The sequence below is a fragment of the Streptomyces sp. NPDC058145 genome, assembly GCF_042884245.1.
Taxonomy (GTDB): Bacteria; Actinomycetota; Actinomycetes; order Streptomycetales; family Streptomycetaceae; genus Streptomyces.
Window position 1 is genome coordinate 27960 of record NZ_JBHVUH010000017.1, and the last position, 19370, is coordinate 47329.

The window sequence follows — 19370 nt, forward strand, 5'->3', positions numbered from 1 at the left end:
GTGTCCTACGTGGTCAGATTGAGGAACCCGTTTGTAGCAGCAGAGTGCGGCGGCGAGCCCGAGAAAGGCCAGGTAGTTGGAGGGTTGGCGTTCGTAGCGGTGGTTGAGTCGGCGGTACCCGGTCAGCCAGGACATGGTCCGCTCGATGACCCACCTGCGGCGGCCGAGTCGCTCACTGGAGTCGATGCCCTTACGCGCGATGCGGACGCCGATGTGCTTGCCCCACAGCCAACGCCGCGGGTGAGGAACGTCGTACGCCTTATCCGCATGAAGACGCCCAGGCTTGGAATCGGCTGCGTGGGATTCGTGTCCGATGTGGAAATGGGACAGCATCGGCTTCAGAGCGAGACTGTCGTGGGTGTTGGCCGCGGAGAGTCCGACCCGTGAGGGCAGTCCGTCCGCGTCGGACAGGATGTGCATCCTGGAACCGGGCTTACCCCGGTCCACGGGGGTCGGACCTGCAAGTTCGCCCCTTTTTTGGCCCTCACGTGAGCGGAGTCGAGTACGGCCCTCGACAGGTCGATTAGGCCCTGCTCGTCCAGGAGCTGCAGGACCTTCTGGTGCAGCCGCCCCCACAGGCCGGCCCGCGACCAGATGACGAACCGTCGATGCACCGGGCAAGCCAGTTCAGATGTCACCCGATCGTGCACCAGACCCACACGGCACAGGCGCTGCCCTGGTGGAACGGCGGAGGCTTCATCTGGCGGCTCTGGCACGCCGTGGCCGTCACCAGCAGGGCCGCTTCCTACTTGCCGTCTTCGTCCCGGCCGTCTTCGATGACGAACAGTGGCTTGGTGCCATGTGCGGGTGCCTCAGCGAGCGCGACGGCTTCAATGAAATGCTCGAGCGGGAACGGCCGACCCCGGGGAATGCTGAGGACCTCGTCGGCGACGAGACCGCGAACCCTGGCCAGCGCGTGCAACGCTATCTCGGGTGAGGCGGTGGCGAACCAGCGGTTCAACCAGAAACCACGGATTCTTTTGGTCTCGTAGATGACTGAACGTGCCTGCAGCGGGATCGTCAGTGCCGCAGGGTCGGTCTTCCGGTGAGTGGAGAGTGCGCCGTAGACCACCAGCTCCCCGCTGGGAGCAAGTGCCTGGGACACCTGGGCGCCCACGGGGCCTGCGACACAGTCGGCAGCCTTGAGTACGCCGTCCGGTCCCGCTGTCTCGGCGACGCGCTGCACCAGGTCCTCGTCCTCCGTGCAGATGACCTCGTCACCACCGAGCGCTTTGATCTCCTCCACGGCGGCGCGTCGCCGCACGACATTGATCGTGCGGATGCCCAGATGCCGGGACAGTTGGATGACGAGCCGGCCCACGGTGGAGCCCGCAGCCGTCTGCAGCAGCCACTCGCCCGGCTGTACGTCGAGTTCGCGCGTGACGAGGAGCAGAGCGGTCAACGGGTTGACGGCGAGCTGGCAGGCGCTGGAGTCGCTCAGATGGTCGGGGACCGGCAGGAGTCTTAGTGTGTCGGCGACGAGGTACTCCTGCCAGGTGCCGGCCACCGGGGGCCCGGGTACCGCCGGGACCGCAGCGACCACCACGCGCTCGCCGACCGTCGGTGCCTCGGTGTCCGGGCCCAGAGCCGCGACACGGCCTACGCACTCCAAGCCGCCCCCCACAGCGGGGAACGTGGGAGAAAAACCATAGCGGCCGCGCAGCACGTGCAGATCACTGGCGTGAATCGGAGTCGCCTTCACACGGATCAGCGCCTGACCGGTTTTCGGCGTGGGAACAGGCCGGGATTCCAGCCGCAGGACGTCGGTGGGCTCGCCGGCCTTCACGGCCACGAGCGCGCGCATCGATTGAGGCATAGTGGCCTCCCGTCTCTCAGCGCCTGAGACAGCTCGGCGGTGGCTCCGGACCAAAGCCGATGCCGCCAGCGCCCAGGCTGTGACCGACGTCGTGCAAGCCCGCTCCAGGCCTTCACCGGCTCATTCGGAGTGATCGTGCGTGCGTGGGATCGTGCGGCCTCGGAAGACACGTGATCAGGACCGCTCGCCGGCGCACCATCCTGATTCCTCCACGCTACGCCCGGCCCAAGGAAGATTCCCGGTGGCTGACCGCTGAGTCATTCGGCCAGGAGTTTCCCAGGTGCGGGGATCAGACGGCCAGGCGGCGGATCGCGACTACGGCCGCGTCGTCGTTGAGGTGTCCGTGGACGTGAGCCAGGAGGTCGTCGTGGAGTGCGCGCAGGAGTTCGTCGGGGTCGTCCTTGGTCCACTCGGGCGCCCGGTCGGTGAACGCGTAGAAGAGTCCGTCGGCATCACGTGCTTCAATCACGCCGTCTGTGTGGAGGAGCAGCAGGTCGCCGACCTCGAACGGGAACGTCTGGACGTCGTAGGCAGCGATGCCGAAGGAACCGCCGAGTCCGATCGGAAGGTGGCTCGCCTCGGGCACGAGTGGGGTGATGTGAGTTCCGCGCAGGAGCAGCGGCGGGGGGTGGCCGCAGTTGATGAGGTGGACGACCGGTTCGTGGTCGGGGATGTCGAGCAGGATGGCGGTGGCGAAGTCCTCGTCAGTGTCCTGCTCCGTCTGTGGTCGCCACTGGCTGGTGTCCCAGCGGAACGCGGCGTCCAGGTGGATTGCGAGGCGGGGCAGGGTGGCCTGCCGGTGGGCGGCTGCGCGGAAGGCGCCGAGCAGTAGGGCGGCGTTGTTGATCGCGGCCAGCCCGTTGCCGCGCACGTCGCCGATGAGGAGCCGGGTGCTGTGGTGGTCGGTCCGTGCGGCCGCGTACAGGTCTCCGCCCAGATCGGCTTCCTCCTCCGCGGGGATGTACAGGCCGGCGATCCTAAGCGGGCCGGTGCGGGCGGGCAGTGGCTGCAGCAGCACGCTCTGCGCTGCCTCGGCTACGGACCGCACCTGGTGCAATTGGCGCTCGCGTCGGTCCCGCACGGCGCAGACGCTGACACAGACGGCGGAGACGACGATCAGGGCGATGATCTGCGCCTGGATGTTGGCGGTGGGCAGGACCCCTCTGAGCACGCCGATCAGTACCTGGGCCGCCACGGCGAGCGCTCCCATCAGCGCTGTCACGCGGGCGCCGGCGAACGCCACCGTGATCGCAGGTGCCGCCACCAGCAGTGGCCCGAGGTGGATGTGCGGCGGAGCCAGCACATCCACCACGCAGACCGCAACGATCAGTCCCAGTGGGAGCACCATCAGTGCGGGCGCGTGACCCGGCTGCCAGGAACGCCGGAAGTCCTGCCATGGTCGCAAGGCCATGCCTCAAGCTTTCCACTTGCCCGGGCGTTCAACGGGTTGACGGGGAGTTGGCGGGCCTATGGAGTCGCTCAGATGGTCCGGGACCGGCAGTAGCGTTCGCGTATCCAGGACGAGGTATTCCTGCCAGGCACCGGCCACGGGGGCCCGGGTCCCGTCAGGACCGCAGCGGCCACCGCGCGTTGGTCGATCGGCACGGCACCCCGCTCGCCGTCTCGGTGACCGGAGGCAACCGGCCGACGTCACCCGGCTCACGCCGCTGCTGGACGCGATCCCGCTGGTAAAGGGACGGCGGGGCGTCCTCGGAGCAGACCGAAACGGCTGTTCGCCTATCGCGGCTACGACTACGACGAACACCGTCGCCTGCTCTGGAAGCGAGGCGCTCCCCGCAGCGCAACGCAGCGCTGCGGCGCTTCACGCTACGCCGGCCGGGTACATTCCCGGCGGCGGACCGTGCGCCGTAGCTGTCGTCGTCACCGGCGTGGGTTCGTGCCGTTTCGGTGGGCATGTGCCCGCCTGAGTCCTTACCAGGGCGGGCCCGCCAGATGAGGGCCGGGGTGGTAGCGGGCGCGGACGGCCAGGGCGGCGACGTCGTCTTCGGCATGCTCGGCGTCAAGGTGCTCCAACACCTCGCCGAGCAGCCCCTGGACCGTGCCGCCCGGCGACGGATGCAGAGCGGTCAGCCGGGTGAGCGAGTCGTCGATGTCCTCGCCGCGGCGCTCCACCAGGCCGTCGGTGAACATCAGGAGCGTCTCATCGGGTGCAAGGCGGCGGACGGACATGTCGTATCCGGCGAGTCCCGTTCCCAGGGGAGGTCCGACGGGGACGGGCACCAGTTCCCCAGTGCCGTCCGCGGAGAACACCACCGGGGGCAGATGGCCGGCGCTGGCGAGGGCCACAACCCCTCTGGCGGGATCGATCCGCGCCAGCAAGCACGTGGCGGGCCGTCTGCCGCTTTCGGCTGTGACCATGGCATCCAGCTGGCGCAGCACCCTGTGCGGCGGCAGGTCGGTCGAGGCGATGTACCGGAGCATCGAGCGGTACGCGTTCATGTCGACGGCCGCGTCGAGCCCATGCCCCATGACGTCCCCCACGACGAGCAAGGTGCGCCCGTAGTGGAGCCGGACAGTCTCGAACCAGTCGCCGCCGACCAGAGCACCGCCTCCCCACGGGAGGTAGCGCGTGGCCAGGTCCAGGTTCGGGTGTGGCTGACCGGGCTCGTCGAGCAGCGCGCGCTGTAGGTGCGTCGCCGTATCGCGCACCTGGCCATAGGCGCGAGCGTGCCGGACATGGACGGCGGCCAGCCGGGCCGCGAAGTGCACCGCGGCCGTGTCGTCCCGCGTGAAAGGCAGCCCTGTGCGCAGTGCTAGAGCGGTGCCGTACAGGCGCTGGTGGCTGATCAGGGGGACTGACAGACCGTACGGAGGCTTGCCCGAACGGAGGATCGGTTGTCCCTCGTCCCTTGCTTCGACGTGAAGGGCGGTTTCAGGGCGGAAGCGTTCGAGGAGGCCACCAGGGTCGGCCGTCACACGGACGACGACGTCCGGTGGGCCAGTGTCGACGGCCTCACCGATCAGCTCCACGGTCGCCGCGTCACACAGATGCCGGCACAGGAACACGGCCAGTTCCTCGCATGTTGTCCGCTCGGCCAAGGAGGTGCCGATCGTCTCGACCGCCCGCTCGAGCATCACCCACCACGCCGCAGCCGGCCCTCCCGCCGGCCTGCCGTGCTCGCCGCCATCGCTCTGGCTCACTCTTCGCCCTACCTCCCCACCGTCCTCGTGACTCAAGGCAACCCACCGCCATACCATCAGCCGCGCGGCGCGGAGCCCCGCATCGGCACCCGGTTGCTCACAGGCGCGGCTGCCGACTCGACGATCAGAGGCGAGCTGCTCGACGGTCCTTCAACGTCTGCTTCTTCCCGCTACTGCTCTGGGTCCCCCGGCGTTACGGCGTCGCTGGAAGGGCTGCTCGCCTGCGGGTATGGCTCCGACGTGCGGGCGCCATACCGGGACCCGATCCCCCCGGGTGCAGCCACCTCGGTGCGCAGTCCTTCCACTTGCCAGTCATTGAGTTGGGCAGTGAACGACGGCGACCGTCCGTGGTGGCGACGAATGCCTCGGCCCTCCCCGATTGCGGAGCTCTGCGGACGCCGAGATCGTGGATCCAAGTCGATGTCGCAGGAGCCCGGGTTATCGCCCGCGTCATTGGGTCCGAACACTGAACGCATAGAAGTCGCCCGGGCGGTCGGAGGCGACGGGCAGCTGACACGGCTGAGCGCCGGCCGCTCGCTGTCACACCCCCCTGATCGATCTCCGTGCCGCTTGCGGGGACGGAGAACTCCCAGCTTCCGGCGGTAAGGATTCGGCCTCCGTGCTCCTCCCAGGTCGGTCATCGGCGGTGTGTGCGTCGCAGGTGTCTACGTAGAAGCCTGCGCATCGAACGCAAGGAGGGCCGCGCCCTGCCGGACACGGCGGTGTCGGGCTGCAGCAGCGGCATTGCAGGCATAGGGTGCCTGCGTCCGGCGATCTCCATCACACAGTTGGCGGCATGCTCGGGGGCCTCGCCGAACTGCAGAGTGATCTGGATAGGCTGGGGCGGATCACCGGGCAGCTCGGCAGTGAGTGCGGTCATGGGTTCGCGGTGCCCGGCGTGAGCGTGCTGGTAACCAACCACCTTGCCGTCCACGAGTAGCTCGGTCTCGCGTGCGGCATGGCGTGTCTGCACCGTGACGGAGTGACCTTCCACCTCTAGGTGGAAGCGATGGGCGTGGACCACGACACACCTCCCTGGTTCCTGAGGGTGGCGCGTACTCCCAGCGTATGCGGTGTCTCACGACAGCATGGGGTTGTGCCGGCGTAAGCGCGCTACGTTGCCACCTGTGGGAAGGCGCTTAACGGGAACCCTGCGAGAGAGTTTGGCATGGTGAGGACAGCGGAAGGGCCCTCGGATAACGCCTCTGGTCCTCCCCTCCTGCGGCGGGGGCGTGAGGAAACTGTCGAAGAGCGTGCGGACCGGATGTGGTCCGCCGGCAACCAGGGTGCCGTCGACGATGTAGACGGTGTCCTTGCGCGGCCGACAGGCCGGGAGGATCGCCAGCAGCGCTGCGAGGTGTTCGAGGATCCTGTCAGCCGCGGACTTCGAGACTCCGAACAACGACGCCGCCTGCCGCAACATGAGGTTCGTGCGCCAGTACGTTGCCACCAGCAACACCCGATCTTCGAGCGACAGCCGCCACGGCCGGCCACGCTGAACATCGCCACCGCGACGCCGCACCAGTGCCACCAGCCTGGCGAACTGCACCTCGGTCAGACCCGCAAACGGCTCGATCCACTTCGGATCATCTGCTGAGATCACCCCGCCCATGCCCAGCCAACGCACCAACCGCACCACCGGGGTGCGGCAGCAGCGCCCGCTCGCTCGCAAGGCGTCCGGTTGGCCATCCAGCAATACACGAGAATGCGAGGCGCATTGATCAAGCTTTCACGCCTTTGACGACTGCGAAGACGCTGCGCACTGCTCTGGGATGTCCTGCGCTATGACCGCACCGTGCCTACCGCCCGCTTCAGGGCCGGTCGGTCCAGGCGGACGACGACCATGGCGATGTCGTCGTTGGCACCGCTGGCGACGTCGAGGCGGGCGAGGAGCGCGTCAGCGAGGTGTTCCGCGCTGAACTCGGTGCAGGTGGCGAGTGCGTCGGTCAGGCGGTTTAGGCCGGCGTCGATGTCCTCGCCGCGGCGTTCGATCAGCCCGTCGGTGTAGAGGATGAGGGTGTCGCCGGGAGTGTAGGGCGCGGTGGCCTGGGGGCGGGGGACGTGTTCGGGGCGGGCGCCCAGCGGTGGGTCGGTGGCCCGGTCGAGCAGGTCGCAGCTGCCGTCCGCGTGCAGCAGCACGGGCGGGGGGTGGCCGGCGCTGCTGTAGATGAGCAGGTGGCTGTGGCAGTCCACGAGGACCTCGACCGCGGTGGCGGCCAGTGCGCCCTCGACCGAACGCGCATACAGCCCCAGCACCTCCAATGCTTGGGCGGGGCCGTAGACGGCGCGGGTGGCGGCACTCAGCGCGCTGCGAAGCCTGCCCATGACGGTGGCGGCCATCAGCCCGTGGCCGACCACGTCGCCCACCGTGACAGTGAAGCGGTCCATGGGCAGGTCGACCGCGTCGTACCAGTCGCCGCACACGTTCAGTGATCCGGTCGCGGGTAGGTAGCGCACGGCGATGTCCGGGTGTCGGGCGAGATCGGGGGAGTGGAGCATGGCTTCTTGGAGGGCGACGGCGATGCGCCGTTCACGCGCGTGGGCTTGCCGCAGTTCCTCGTTCAGCCGCTGCAGCTGCCGTGCCCGGGAGTACAGCTCGGCTTCCATGGCCGCTTCCCGGCCGGGGCTGACCGACGGCAGGTTCGCCGTGCGGCGGGCGCGGACGACCTCGGTCATGTCCTCGGACCGGTGGATGATCCAGGCGACCTCTCCGTCCGGGCCGAGGACCGGCACGTTGATCGCGGTCCACCACCGCTCCTTGAACGCCTCACGGTTGCCGGCGATCGGGATGTCGTACTTCTGCAACGCCATGTGATCCGTCTGGCGGGAGGACAGCACCCGGTGCAGTGAGTCCTTCAGCGTCGCTACCCCGTCGGCTTCGGGGTCGGCGGGGTTGTTCGGGAAGGTGTCGAAGAGGTACTGCCCGACGAGCTCGCCGCGGGTCCGCCCGGTCACCGCGCAGAAGGCCGGGTTGGCGTCGGCGATCACCAGGTCCGTGCCGAGCACCAGGCACGGGCTTGGAAGGGCGGCGAACACCCCGGGGTAGTCGATCTTCGGTGTCACACGCATTCCCTGCCAGTGGCTCGCTCCTCAATCTACGAAGGGTCCGGCTCCCGCGCTCGCCGAGCTCGCTGGCGGCAGCGGGTGGCAGCTGCGTTCGCTCGTCGGACGTGTGCCGCGTGGGCAGCCACATCCCGGCCGCCGCCTGAGCGGTAGGCCAAGGCGCTCACGTCAGACGGGCAGAGCCTCATCAAGGCCGGCTGCGTCTGCGATGCCAGCTGCGAACAGGTCGTCGGTTCCGTGATTGAGGCCGGCCTGCGAGGTCAGTTGGTTAGGGCTTGGTGGAGGGTTTCGTGGCAGTCGATGACGGTGTCGAGGCCGACGAGTAGCAGGGTGCGCAGCACCGCACCTGTCGGACGTGCCAGGCGGAGCCAGCCGACGGCCTGGGTGAGGGCGCGGTGTGCGGCGATGAGGATGTTGATGCCAGTGGAGTCCATGAAGGTCACCTGGTGCAGGTCCAGGACGACCCGGGCGGCGCGATCGCCGGCCGCCGCCCCCTGTAACAGCAGTGGCCGCCGCGCTTCACCGCCGTCAGCCCGGCGGCGGAGCCGGGACGGAAGTCGCCGGCGCCCCAGTGCTGTCCTCCTGTGCCAGCCCTACCAAGGGGTGAGGCGGGAGAGTCCCGCCGGATGAGGTACCACCGTGATCGTTCGACTCGTGGGTGGCCCGCTCGCCGGTCGTGTGCTGGAGGCCACCGCCGCCCCGTGGGCCGGAGGTTGGCTCACGGCCGGGGACGCCGACTGTGGCCGGTACGTCCCTGTGCACAGGGACCCCGGCGACCGGCACCGTCCCAGCAGAGATATGGCAGCCACCCCACGCAGGCGATAGCAGCCAGGGCGCCGTAGGAGGTGTGGAGTGCTGCGCCCCACCGTTGATTCAGAGTCTGGGTCGAGGTAGCCCTGGGTGCTCCTGAAGCCGGGAGGGTGGCTTAGCGCGCGGATGCGCGGCCCCTAGGTGGGTGCAGCCCGGTCAGCGTGGACTCCACCTCTTGCCGGGCCCTCCAGCGGCCCGGCCGGAGCACCGTGCAGAACTCCCCGGATTCCGAGAAGCGATACCCCGGCAGCACCGTCCCGACGAGGGACTCGGGCGCTCTCGGGGCGGCCTTACTTGCAAGATCCACCTGGCTGGGGAGGGTGGCCTGCGTCCACTGGCGCTGCTGATCACACCGGGTAAGTGCGAGTGGGGCCGCCACGTTGACCTGAGGCGGGGAGGTAGCAGCGAATGGTGGTGCCGTCGGGGCCGGTGTGCACACGGACGAGGTCGGCGAGTTGGTGGACGAGTAGGAGTCCCCGGCCACCAGGCTGCGTCGGATGCGGCGGGCGGCGGCCGGCCAGCGGATCGGTCAACTGTCCGCCGTCGTGGATCTCGCAGACGATCCGGTCACTCTCGGCCCAGATCCGCAGTGTCCCCGAGCCGGCGCCGTGAACGACGCTGTTGGTGGTCAGCTCCGCCACCGCGAGTTCCAGATCCCCCAGGCTCACGCCGGACACGCCCAGGGACCGCGCCTGGGACACGGCGAAGTCGCGGGCGTCGGGCAGTGTCTGGGCGACGAAAGGACAGGCCGCGGCAACAGGTGGGGCGAGCAGGGGCTCGTTGTAGCGGGCGATGATCTGCTCGGGGCTGTAGGCGGCAGACTGCGTCTCGCCATCCGCGTCGATGACGACCGGGTGGGTCGCCAGGGCGTCACTGAGGGCCTGCTTCTCCAGCCGGTCGGCGTCGTAGGGGCACAAGATGGTTGCCCCGCGCCCGGCGAAAGCGGCGTTGATCAGCGCCTCGTGCTGGACGCACGCCGGGTACTCGACGGCGGAACGGCTTTGCCAGATTGGCTCACCGATGATGCGGACCCGGCGGGCTCCCGTGTGGGCGTCGGCGAACTTGCGCAGCACACTGGGGATGATGCGGCCGGGGTTGCGGCCGGCCTCGGTCATGTCGATGAAGCGGACCTCTGCTGCTCGCTCCCCGAGCCCCTCGCGGATCAGCTCCAGGCGATCAGGCGGGGCGGCGACGGCTGCGGGCTCACCGGCGTCCAGCCCTTCTCGCAGGAAGGGAACCGTTCCCGCGATGTACTGGTCGCTGCCTCGGTAGAAGAGCGCCGGGTGAACGAACGGCTCGTGCGAGGTGGCTGTGCTCATCACGCAGCCACCTCGATCGCGGCAAGCCCGGGCCAGAAAAGCTCAAGAATGCGTGGCACCTGCGCCGGAGGTCGGTGAAGCACGATCCGCTGTCCTTCGGGGAGACGCTGGGCGGTGACCGCCAGGTCCGTCACACCGGCCACGTCGACGAACCTCACCCGGGACAGATCCACATGCAGCACGGCCGTGCGACGCTCGGCCAGTTGCTTCAGAGTCTGCTGCCAAACGGTCCGTGTGTTCACGCTGATCTCCCCGATCACCCCCAGCCCAGCATTGTCAGGCAACGGATCGATCTGCAGCACCGCGCCACGTGGCGGCGCGACAGCTGACCCGCCCACGCCAGGTGGGACACCCACGCTCTTCCCCCAGTTCCCTGGGTCCGGCCGCACGGCGGCCCCCTATCGATCAGCTAGGACGATACCCGGCCGGGCACCGAGGACGCCCAGCCTGGCCAAGAGATGGAATGCACACGGCTGGCGCGAACTGTGATCCGCGCCTCTCATCCGCGCGAGGGTCGCGGATCGCATCTTGACCTTCGACCTGGAAAGGCAGGCCGCAGGGCCCGGCAGGGTCGGCATGGGTCCCGATGAGGCGAGCTATGGCGGGTCACGGGACCGGCTCCTTCGGCGGGCGTCTTCCCGTAGTGGCGTTCCGCGCCGGGAAAGGCAACCTCAGGAGCCGAGGCTGAGTTCCGCCCAGACCGTTTTGCCGGGGTGGCGTGGAGTGACGCCCCAGCGTAGGGCGAGCCGTTCGAGGAGCTGCATGCCGAAGCCGCCGGGCTCGGTGTTCGGAGTGGCGCGTATGCGGGGCTGGCGGTCGCCGTAATCGCTGACCGCGATGCGCAGCAGCCGACCGGTCCAGGTGAGTCGGATAAGGGGTGGGCCGGCGCCGTGGCGGATGGCGTTGGTGATCAGTTCCGAAACGAGCAGTTCGGCGGTCTGGATCACCGGGTGCCGACGCAGCGGCCCGCCGAAGCCTTCCACACAATCGCGGACCCAGTGCCGGGCGGCTGCGATGCTCGCCGTGACCGCAGGGAAACGCGACTCGCAGGATGGGATGGTCGGTTCGCCTCTCACGAGCTTCCTCCAGCGTGGGTGGCCCAACGCCGCCGCCGACAGGGGCGGTGCTCAGCCGGCGGCAGTCATCTGTCGGGTTACCCATGGCTGCCTGGTCAACCATCTGTGTCGGCCGGGGGCCGTCAGATGCAAGTGAAGGCATCCGTCGACCTAGGGACAGGGTTGGTGGTGGCGGGCGGGAGGGCGCTGGCAGAATCAGGTCCCGTCATGGGAAATGAGGCCACGCCGGTCGCGCTGCCGTCGTGGCCTGAGGGCGAGGGAGTCGGCATGGGACAGGTTTCGGATGTGGAGATTCCACTGGATCGTGATGTGTTCCTGCGGACTTTGGTGCGTGAGTTGGCGACGTCGCTGGAGTCGGTGATCGGTCTGGAGGAGGCGTCCGGCTACGTCAGTCTGGTGGGGCAGGCCGTCGGCACGCAGATCGACGAGATGTACCTCAAGGCGCTGGGAGCCGACCGGCTCACAGGTGAGCAGGTCGCCGAGGCCCTCGTGGATCTCAAGCGCCGCATCAACGGTGACTTCTGCGTCATCGAGCACGACGAGAAGAAGATCGTGCTGGGCAACCGGGTGTGTCCGTTCGCAGAGAAGGTGGTGGGCCGGGAGTCGATGTGCATGATGACATCGAACGTCTTCGGTACCATCGCCGCCCGCAACCTGGGCTATGCGCGGGTGGAGCTGGAGGAGACCATCGCGCGCGGCGACGCGGGCTGCCGCGTGGTGGTCCACCTGGTCCCCGACGTGGATGTCGAGACGGTGAGTGGCCGTGAATACTTCGGCGATCAGGCTGTGGCTCAATGACCCTTGGCCTCTTCCGGGCCATCACCAAACAGCTGCCTCACCCGGTGCTGCTGTGCGGGGCCGACGGCCGCGTGCTGGCCGCCAACCCTGCGGCCGGCCGCTGTGACGACCGACTGCGCCCGGGCGCCAGCCTGTTCGAGCTACGGCCCGACGACACACCATGGTTGCGTCAGCAGCTGGCTATATGGCTGCGCAGCGGCAGCCCGGTGCCCGGCGCGCTGGTCATCAAGGACGCTGACGGTCGCACGCGGCGTTTTCGCTGTCACGGGGCGCGGGCCTCGTGGTGGGACGGCCCGCAGCCGGCGCTGCAGCTGCATCTTGTCGAGGCCGGGGCGTCCGACCAGTTCGTGGTGCTCAGCCAGCAGGTGGAGGCGCTGAACCGAGAGGTTGCCTTCCGTCGGGCCAGCGAAGTGGACCGGGCGCGGTTGCTGGCCGCTGAACAGGCCGCCCGTGCCCAGTTGCAGCACCTGTACGAGCTGACCGCCGCCCTTGCCGGTGCGATCACCCTCGCGCAGATTTCCCGCGTCGTCAGTGAAGTGGCGCCCGCCGCCCTGGGGGCCACCGCGGCGGAGCTCTATCTGCACTCGGCGCGGCTGGTGCCGCCCCTGCAGCCGGGGGACAACGGTCTTCCGGCTGACGCGGGGGGCTGGACCGACCTGGACCGGCCTTCTTCCTCGGACGGCTCGCTTCCCGGTGGAGCCGCGGATGCGGTTCCGCTCGCGCTGTCGCTGGAGGCGGACGGTGTCCAGCTGGGCATGCTCATCGTCTACGGCTCACACAGCTCTACCGCTCCCGCGCACGTGACGGCTGTGGCCCAGCAGATCGCCCAGGCCCTGCGCCGGGCCGGGTTGCACGAGCACGAGCACCGGGTCGCTGAACGCCTGCAGCTCAGCCTGCTGCCGCAGCTGCCACACTTGCCCGGTCTGGAGACGGCCACCTGCTACGCCCCGGGAAGTGACCTGCTCTCGGTCGGCGGCGACTGGTACGACGTCTACGACGTGGACGCCGATCACATCGGCCTGAGCATCGGCGACGTCGCCGGCCACGGACTGCACGAAGCGACCGTCATGGCCCAGATCACCGCCGCCCTGCGCAACATCGTGCCGCGCTGCGGCACCGACCCCGCCGCCGTCCTGGACGAGCTCAACACCTTCATCGGCCGCTACCATCCGAACAGCATGGCCACCGCCTGCTACCTGGTCTACGACCGCCGCACCGGCGCCCTGACCTACGCCAGAGCCGGCCATCCTCCACCGCTGCTCATCCACGCCGACGGCACCAGCGCCTACCTCAACGACGCCACCTCACCACCGCTCGGACCCGTCCGGAACATCTGCTACCGACAGGCCGACACCACCGTGACCGAGAACGACACCCTGCTGCTGTACACAGACGGGCTGATCGAGCGCCGTCGCGAAGACCTCGCCATAGGAATGCAACGGCTGACCACGTGCGCGCGCACCACCAGGGCCCTGGGCATCGCCGAGCTGTGCGACCGGTTCCTTCACCACCAGCCCGAGGCGGCGTTCCCCGACGACCGAGCCCTGCTCGCCGTCCGCTTCCCCCCACCGGGCACTGCGCGTTCCAGTCTTCGGCAGGCGCCGGAGAGTAATTGCTCCCGGTGATCCGGAGCAGGGAGTCCGAATACGTCGGTACCCGTGGCGGACGCCGCCCCGCGTCATAGCCCGCTCCGTCCAGAAGCGCCGTCGAAATCTCCTCGAGCCGTGCATTGTGCGGCGCCAGGGGCCAGGCCCGCGAACCGACCCGGTCCCTGCGGCTGTGACCCCGCGCTTGCACCACCGACGGCCCGTCCCTGACGTCACCACCAAGGGGCGCCGTCCGCCCCTGTTCCCAGCCGGCGCCCGGCGCGCACCGCCTTGTACCGCCGCCCGCTTCCCAGTCAGGCCTCATGCCCACGGCTAGCGAGTCGTCCCGTCCCCGTAGCTTCTCCCCGCGCCCGGTGATCGGTCTCGCCGATGTTGGTTTCGTCCGTCACGACCGCCGCTCCCGCCCTCGCCTGTTTCCCGGCCTCACCTGCGGCATCAGCGTGCCGGCATCCACGTTACGAACAGACTGCCGTATCCGGTTGAGGGTTTGGCGCTCGTGCTTTTCGATCATCTCGACTGGGGGCACAAGTCATACCGGGGCCGAAGGCCGGGAGCCTCCTTGCGAGGCCACGAAGAACGTAACGGGGCAGCCGGCCCCAACGAGCCCGCCGATCACGCGCTCGGACGCTCCCGCGGCGGTGAGCACGAAAATCCACCTGGCCGCGGACGGCCACGCACGGCCCCTGGCTCTGACCGTCACAGCGGGCCAGGCCGGTGACGCGCCCGCCTTCGAGACGGTCATGGCGCGCATCCGGGTGCCGAAAATCGGCAGTGGCCGGCCCCGGACCCGCCCCACCATGGTCCTGGCCGACCGCGCCTACTCATCCCGCGCGATCCGCAGCCACCTGCGCCGCCGGCAGATCCGTGCGGTCATCCCGCAGCCGTCGGACCAGATCCGCCGCCGTCTGCGGCGGGGCCGCCAAGGCGGACGCCCGCCTGGCTTCGACGCGGACGCCATAAGCACCGCAACACCGTCGAGCGGTGCATCAACCGCCTCAAACAGTGGCGCGGCCTGGCCACACGAACCGACAAACTCGCGATCGCCTACCCGGCCGCACTCCACCTCGCCGCCATCGTCATCTGGACACGACGCTGACCAAGGAGACAGAACCTAGCGCCACTGGACGATCCGTCGCCGGGGGCCGGGTGAGGGTGCACTTTTTCGGCGCTGTCACCGGTTCCCGGCCCGCCTGCCATCCAGCAACCCGTGCAGGTGCGCAGCGGCGTTCTCGATGTCCGCGTATTTCTGCTGTCCGGCGCGTATCTCGGCGGAGAGCACACCGCAGCGGTGGACGCGCTCGAAATCGCCGTAGGGGAACTTGTACCGGCCCTTGGTCTCGTTTCCCATCTCGTCGTCGATGCCCAGGTACCACCTGGCGTACTCGGCGAATCCGTGCTCCTCGAGGTAGGCATTCTCGTCCGCTGCCGAAGGCCGGTGCTCGCTCCACTCGTCCCGGTCGTCCAGGACGATCCGGCCCTCTTCGGTCAGTTTCTTTGCGTGGCCGAACGCCATCGCGTTCAGTTTCACCGTCATGCCGTTTACCGCCGCATCGACTGTCGTGTTCAGATGTCGGCTGCTGCAGACCGGATGTCCTGCCGCGCCTGCCCCATCAGCTCGTCCAAGTCGCCGACCTCACGAGCGAGTTCCCGCGCGCGCGGCGCGATCTGCTGCAGCCATGTCGCAGTGGCCAGGGCCAGTTCGACGGCCTCCCGGGTCCGCTCCTCGCCGAGCAGTTTCTCGACCTTGAAAGCAATGCTCGCGAGCGTGTCGTCATCGGTGGCAGGCACCAGGTAGGACTCCAGGCCCGGCGGATACGGTGTCCGCTCCCGGTACTCACGCATCGCGGTCACGACCGCCGGCACCGCGCTGTACCAGTCGAGGAGGCCCATCAAGACGTACAGGCGGGCCACCAGCCGTGGCAGGCCGGGATGCCGATCCAGCCAGGCCATCAGCTCACGCTGATCACCGAAGTGGTCCATGATCTGCGACATCGCCTCCGCGACCCGGTTGGGCCAGGTCCAGTGGAAGGGCAGCTGCCGCGCCACCTGATGGGCGAGCGCCGCCTCACCCTCCGCGTCCAGCGTGCCGGCGATGAATTCGGCGACCTGCCTGTGGTCCAGTCCGTAGTCGGCCGGCGCCGCCCGGTCCTGTGAGCTCTGCGACGAGTCGTGGCGCAGACGCAACAGCTGTGTGCCGATCTTGCTCAGTGTCCGGTTCCGCATTGTTCCTCCCAGCTCGCGATGTGTTCTTCATCGTCCGGAGCGGTCGAACGGCCAGCTCCTGCTCGGATCCATGCGACCGCCCCACCACCCCTGCAGTTCGCCGGACCGCAGCGAACGCAGCAGACCTCCCAGCGTGGTCCGGTCGGTCGGCGCCGGGCTTCCGGGCAGTCCTCGGTGTGCGAGGCGTGCAGGCGTTTGTCGATGTCCAGTGCGTTCATGAGTCGTAGGTCGGCGAAGGTCCGGCACAGGGAGCGCAGGTCGACGGAGCAGTGCTCCATGGCGTCCAGACCGCTGCGCAGGACCAGCCTGGCGCCGGGTGCCGGACGTCCCCGCGGATTCAGGCGCAAGCTCTCCCCGGCCCTGGCCAGGGCCGCGTCCACATCGGCGGTCTGGTGATCCAGTCGCCGCGCCTCCTCCAGCCAGGCTGTCACACGGCGGGCGGAGGCGCCGTGCACCAGTTCGGCGACCACGCCGGCGATGCGCCGGATGCCGAGGGTCAAGGTCGCGTACAGCGTGACCTGCACGACGAGTAAGGCCGTCAGCGGAGCCAGCAGGGGCTGCGCATTGCCGGACAGCCACAGACCGGCGAGGTAGGCGAGGACCGCGGCGCCGGTCGACCGCAGCGTCCGGACGACGACGGGTTCCCTGCGCCGCCTGACCAGGTCCACCACCGGGGCCGGGGAAGCGAGCACGGTACCGGCCAGAGCTCACGCGCTGCGGTTCCGGTGGGCGCCGGATGCTCCGCCCGGCTTGCCGGGCCGGCCCGGCGGCGCGTAACGGTCGTCCGGCAGGTGGCGGGCGCGGGACTCCTCGACGGCCTCCCGCAAGGCCCCTGCGAAGCGCCCAGGTCCCCACGACCGGCCATGGACGGCCTGCTCGAGCCCTTCGCGCGTGGCGGGCCCGCTCTCTTCGAGGGCCCGCACCAGTTCTTCGATCTCCTCATCGAGGCGCTGCTCGGCCATGGCGGAGGTGCGGCTCGCGGCGCCTGTGGTTCCGGCCATCCCCGGCGAGTAGAAGGAACTGCCCGCGCCGGCGCCCGGACGGTACCGCCGCGCCCCGGTGCCTTCTCGCGCCCGGCGGCCGGCCGTGCGGTCGGCGATCCGCTGGTCCCGCTCGCGCGCGGCCTGCCGTACGTCCGCGGGGCGGAGGCGGCCCCGTTCGTCCTGGGGCGCCCGCTCGCCCCGCCAGGCCGCGTCGGCTTCCTCGGCGGTCAGCGGCCTGGCGATGTTCTCCAGGGACTGCTGTTCGGCCTTCACTCCGAAGACGACCTCGGCCAGCCCGCCGAGGGCCATGGCCGCCGCTCCGATGAAGAAGCCGGTGGCCACGAGGGTGGTGTGGCCGCTGTGAATGAAGTGTCCGAACAGCAGCGGCCCGGTGATGCCGCCCACGGCGGTGCCCACGGCGAAGAACAGGGAGATGGACAGGGCTCGGGTCTCCATGGGGAAGACCTCGCTGACGGTCAGGTAGGCGGAGCTCGCCCCGGCGGACGCGACGAAGAAGGTCAACGAGACCAGAAGGAAGAACGACCAGGCCGTCAGCGAGCCGTTGACCAGCAGGACGGCGAGGACCACCGCCACGGCGGCCGAGCCGAAGTAGGTGCCCGCGATCATCGGCTTGCGGCCCACGGTGTCGAACAGCCGACCGAGCAACAGCGGGCCGAGGAAGTTGGCGATCGCGAAGATGGTGAGGAAGTACGGCACCGAGCTGGAGCCCACGCCGAAGAACCCGCTCAGGAGCGTGCCCAGGTCGAAGACGAGCGCGTTGTACAGGAAGGCCTGGCCGACGAAGAGGGCAAGGCCGAGGAGGGCGCGTCGCGGGTACCGCTGCAGGGCCACTCGGGCGATCTCGGTGAACGGGATCACGTAATGTTGCCGGACGGTGACGGCCTCGGCCGGCTCGGGCAGGTCCTGACCGGTCTCCCGGCCTACCTCGGCCTCGATCTGGTCGACAATGCGTTCGGCCTCGTCCTCATGACCGTGAATGAACAGCCAGCGCGGGCTCTCCGGTACATGGCGGCGGACCATCATGATGCCGAGACCGAGGATGCCGCCGAGGCCGAAGGCCAGCCGCCAGCCGAGGCCGGCCGGGAGCAGGTTCTCGTCGAGGAGCACCAGGGCGGCCAGGCTGCCGAGGGCGGCTCCGATCCAGTAGCTGCCGTTGATGGCCAGATCCACCTGCCCCCGGTTGCGGGCGGGGATCAGCTCGTCGATGGCCGAGTTGATCGCCGCGTACTCCCCGCCGATGCCCATGCCGGTGAAGAACCGGGCGAGATAGAGGTACCAGGCGTCGTGGGCGAAGGCCGTCGCGACCGTGGCGAGGATGTAGATGCCGAGCGTCAGCATGAACAGCTTCTTGCGCCCGTAGCGGTCGGTGAGCCGGCCAAAGAGCAGGGCACCGACGCATGCGCCCGCCACGTAGATCGCGGCGGCCGTGCCGATGTCGGCGCTGGTGAGGTGGATGCCGCTGTTCGGTTCGGTCATGCGTGAGGCGACCGCGCCGACGATGGTCACTTCGAGCCCGTCGAGAATCCAGACGGTGCCGAGGCCGATGACGATCCGCCAGTGGAACCGGGACCACGGCAGCCGGTCGAGGCGGGCGGGAACCTTCGTGGTGATGACACGGAGTTCGGAGGTGGTGGTCATGCCGCCCCTTCCGCCTCGGGACACGGCCGATCCGCCGTACGGGCGAGGGATCGGGCTCGCGCCCCGTGTCCGGCGTAACGTCCCTCCTTGTGCTGCGCTGCCGTCTTGTCGGACACCGGTTCCGCTTCCAGAGCGAGGGCGCCACCATGCGCTGGCGCTGCGGGCGCGGTTGCGGGGCGCACGGCAGCAAGCGGTATCCGAGCGCCGAGGACGCGGAGCGTTATGCGCGGGCGTTCGACCACGAGGACGCTGAGGACCTCGGGCGACGGGCACCGTTGGTGGGGCTCTTCCCCTTGCGCCTGTTGCGTGCCGTGCGGCTGGCACGAGCCAGGAGAGCAGGTTCGGCACCCGATGGGAGACCCCCGGCGCCTTGAGACGTTGTCCTGTGCAACGGCATTCATGGCCTCACCTCGAGCTCTGGTCAAACGGGGCACGGGGTGACGGCGTCTTCCATTTTATGGCATTTTGCGCAGCTCAGTGGACATTCCGCTGCCGGTGTCTCCCTTCGTCCGTCCAGTACAAGAGGCGAAGTCGCCATTTGATCCTGCAGGCGGAAGCGCCCGGACGAAATGCTCGACACCGTGAACACACGACACAACACGCGTCCGCTGCTTCCGTACGTCGTCGGCACGGTGACGGCGAGCGGTTCGTGCCCTGACGCACGGACCAACCGCTGACGACCGAAGGAATGCGAGCGACCCCCTCGCGGTACGGGGCCCGAGCCGCGCCACGGCACTCTGCGCCTTTCTGGACAGTGGTGCTGCGCTCGGGAGCCATGCTCAAGACCTGTGGATCGAACACGTCAAGGACCAGCAGCCGGGCGTCGGCATCGATCTCCTCGACGACCTGCTAAG

Annotated in this window: 14 protein-coding genes and 4 pseudogenes; 4 read left to right on the forward strand and 14 right to left on the reverse strand. The window is 69.1% G+C overall.

Features of this window, described 5'->3' with window-relative positions; genetic code table 11:
• Positions 1-24: 24 nt before the first annotated feature.
• The 3 genes and pseudogenes from ACFVVO_RS32135 to ACFVVO_RS32145 all read right to left on the reverse strand — a co-directional run.
• A pseudogene (locus ACFVVO_RS32135) lies at positions 25-611 on the reverse strand (IS5 family transposase); the annotation flags it as partial.
• Between the two features lie 134 nt (positions 612-745).
• A complete protein-coding gene (locus tag ACFVVO_RS32140; protein ID WP_390059666.1) occupies positions 746-1804 on the reverse strand; it encodes a zinc-dependent alcohol dehydrogenase family protein in 1059 nt (352 codons plus the stop codon).
• A 301-nt stretch (positions 1805-2105) separates the two neighbouring features.
• Positions 2106-3227, reverse strand: coding sequence for a PP2C family protein-serine/threonine phosphatase (locus tag ACFVVO_RS32145; RefSeq protein ID WP_390059667.1), 1122 nt, complete (start codon positions 3225-3227; stop codon positions 2106-2108).
• Between the two features lie 120 nt (positions 3228-3347).
• Between ACFVVO_RS32145 and ACFVVO_RS32150 the strand changes: the two are divergent.
• Positions 3348-3605: pseudogene (locus tag ACFVVO_RS32150) on the forward strand (transposase); the annotation flags it as partial.
• A gap of 143 nt (positions 3606-3748) precedes the next feature.
• On the opposite strand, the gene ACFVVO_RS32155 reads toward ACFVVO_RS32150, so the two are convergent.
• From ACFVVO_RS32155 to ACFVVO_RS32185, 7 genes and pseudogenes are all read right to left on the reverse strand, one after another.
• Entirely contained in the window at positions 3749-4978 is a 1230-nt protein-coding gene (locus ACFVVO_RS32155) for a PP2C family protein-serine/threonine phosphatase (RefSeq protein WP_390059669.1), read from the reverse strand.
• A 1258-nt stretch (positions 4979-6236) separates the two neighbouring features.
• Positions 6237-6590: pseudogene (locus ACFVVO_RS32160) on the reverse strand (transposase family protein); the annotation flags it as partial.
• 170 nt (positions 6591-6760) lie between these two features.
• The gene (locus tag ACFVVO_RS32165) at positions 6761-8041 is read right to left on the reverse strand and encodes a SpoIIE family protein phosphatase (RefSeq protein ID WP_390059671.1); all 1281 of its coding nucleotides are present in this window, start codon (positions 8039-8041) and stop codon (positions 6761-6763) included.
• 260 nt (positions 8042-8301) lie between these two features.
• The gene (locus ACFVVO_RS32170) at positions 8302-8484 is read right to left on the reverse strand and encodes an STAS domain-containing protein (protein ID WP_390059673.1); all 183 of its coding nucleotides are present in this window, start codon (positions 8482-8484) and stop codon (positions 8302-8304) included.
• 714 nt (positions 8485-9198) lie between these two features.
• Positions 9199-10170 (reverse strand): anti-sigma factor RsbA family regulatory protein, encoded by a 972-nt coding sequence (locus tag ACFVVO_RS32175; RefSeq protein ID WP_390059675.1) that lies wholly within the window; start codon positions 10168-10170, stop codon positions 9199-9201.
• Positions 10170-10472: an STAS domain-containing protein gene (locus tag ACFVVO_RS32180; protein ID WP_390059677.1), complete on the reverse strand. Its 303-nt coding sequence runs from the start codon at positions 10470-10472 to the stop codon at positions 10170-10172. Before ACFVVO_RS32180 ends, ACFVVO_RS32175 begins: the two co-directional genes overlap by 1 nt.
• 369 nt (positions 10473-10841) lie before the next feature.
• Positions 10842-11246 (reverse strand): ATP-binding protein, encoded by a 405-nt coding sequence (locus ACFVVO_RS32185; protein ID WP_390059679.1) that lies wholly within the window; start codon positions 11244-11246, stop codon positions 10842-10844.
• Between the two features lie 207 nt (positions 11247-11453).
• On the opposite strand from ACFVVO_RS32185, the gene ACFVVO_RS32190 reads away from it, so the two are divergent.
• From ACFVVO_RS32190 to ACFVVO_RS32200, 3 genes and pseudogenes are all read left to right on the forward strand, one after another.
• Positions 11454-12044 carry a methanogen output domain 1-containing protein gene (locus tag ACFVVO_RS32190; protein WP_390059681.1) on the forward strand — a complete coding sequence of 197 codons (591 nt, stop codon included), beginning with the start codon at positions 11454-11456 and terminating at the stop codon, positions 12042-12044.
• Positions 12041-13669: a SpoIIE family protein phosphatase gene (locus tag ACFVVO_RS32195; RefSeq protein WP_390059682.1), complete on the forward strand. Its 1629-nt coding sequence runs from the start codon at positions 12041-12043 to the stop codon at positions 13667-13669. Before ACFVVO_RS32190 ends, ACFVVO_RS32195 begins: the two co-directional genes overlap by 4 nt.
• Before the next feature lie 601 nt (positions 13670-14270).
• Positions 14271-14747 (forward strand): annotated as a pseudogene (locus ACFVVO_RS32200) (IS5 family transposase); the annotation flags it as partial.
• 75 nt (positions 14748-14822) lie between these two features.
• Here ACFVVO_RS32200 and ACFVVO_RS32205 read toward each other — a convergent pair.
• From ACFVVO_RS32205 to ACFVVO_RS32220, 4 genes are read right to left on the reverse strand one after another with little or no spacing between them, the layout of a single operon-like run.
• On the reverse strand, positions 14823-15185 hold the full coding sequence (locus ACFVVO_RS32205; RefSeq protein ID WP_390059684.1) for a hypothetical protein: 363 nt from the start codon (positions 15183-15185) through the stop codon (positions 14823-14825).
• A 29-nt stretch (positions 15186-15214) separates the two neighbouring features.
• Positions 15215-15874 carry a hypothetical protein gene (locus ACFVVO_RS32210; RefSeq protein ID WP_390059686.1) on the reverse strand — a complete coding sequence of 220 codons (660 nt, stop codon included), beginning with the start codon at positions 15872-15874 and terminating at the stop codon, positions 15215-15217.
• Positions 15856-16566 (reverse strand): hypothetical protein, encoded by a 711-nt coding sequence (locus tag ACFVVO_RS32215; protein WP_390059688.1) that lies wholly within the window; start codon positions 16564-16566, stop codon positions 15856-15858. Before ACFVVO_RS32215 ends, ACFVVO_RS32210 begins: the two co-directional genes overlap by 19 nt.
• 15 nt (positions 16567-16581) lie before the next feature.
• Positions 16582-18516: an MFS transporter gene (locus tag ACFVVO_RS32220; protein ID WP_390059690.1), complete on the reverse strand. Its 1935-nt coding sequence runs from the start codon at positions 18514-18516 to the stop codon at positions 16582-16584.
• Positions 18517-19370 lie beyond the last annotated feature (854 nt).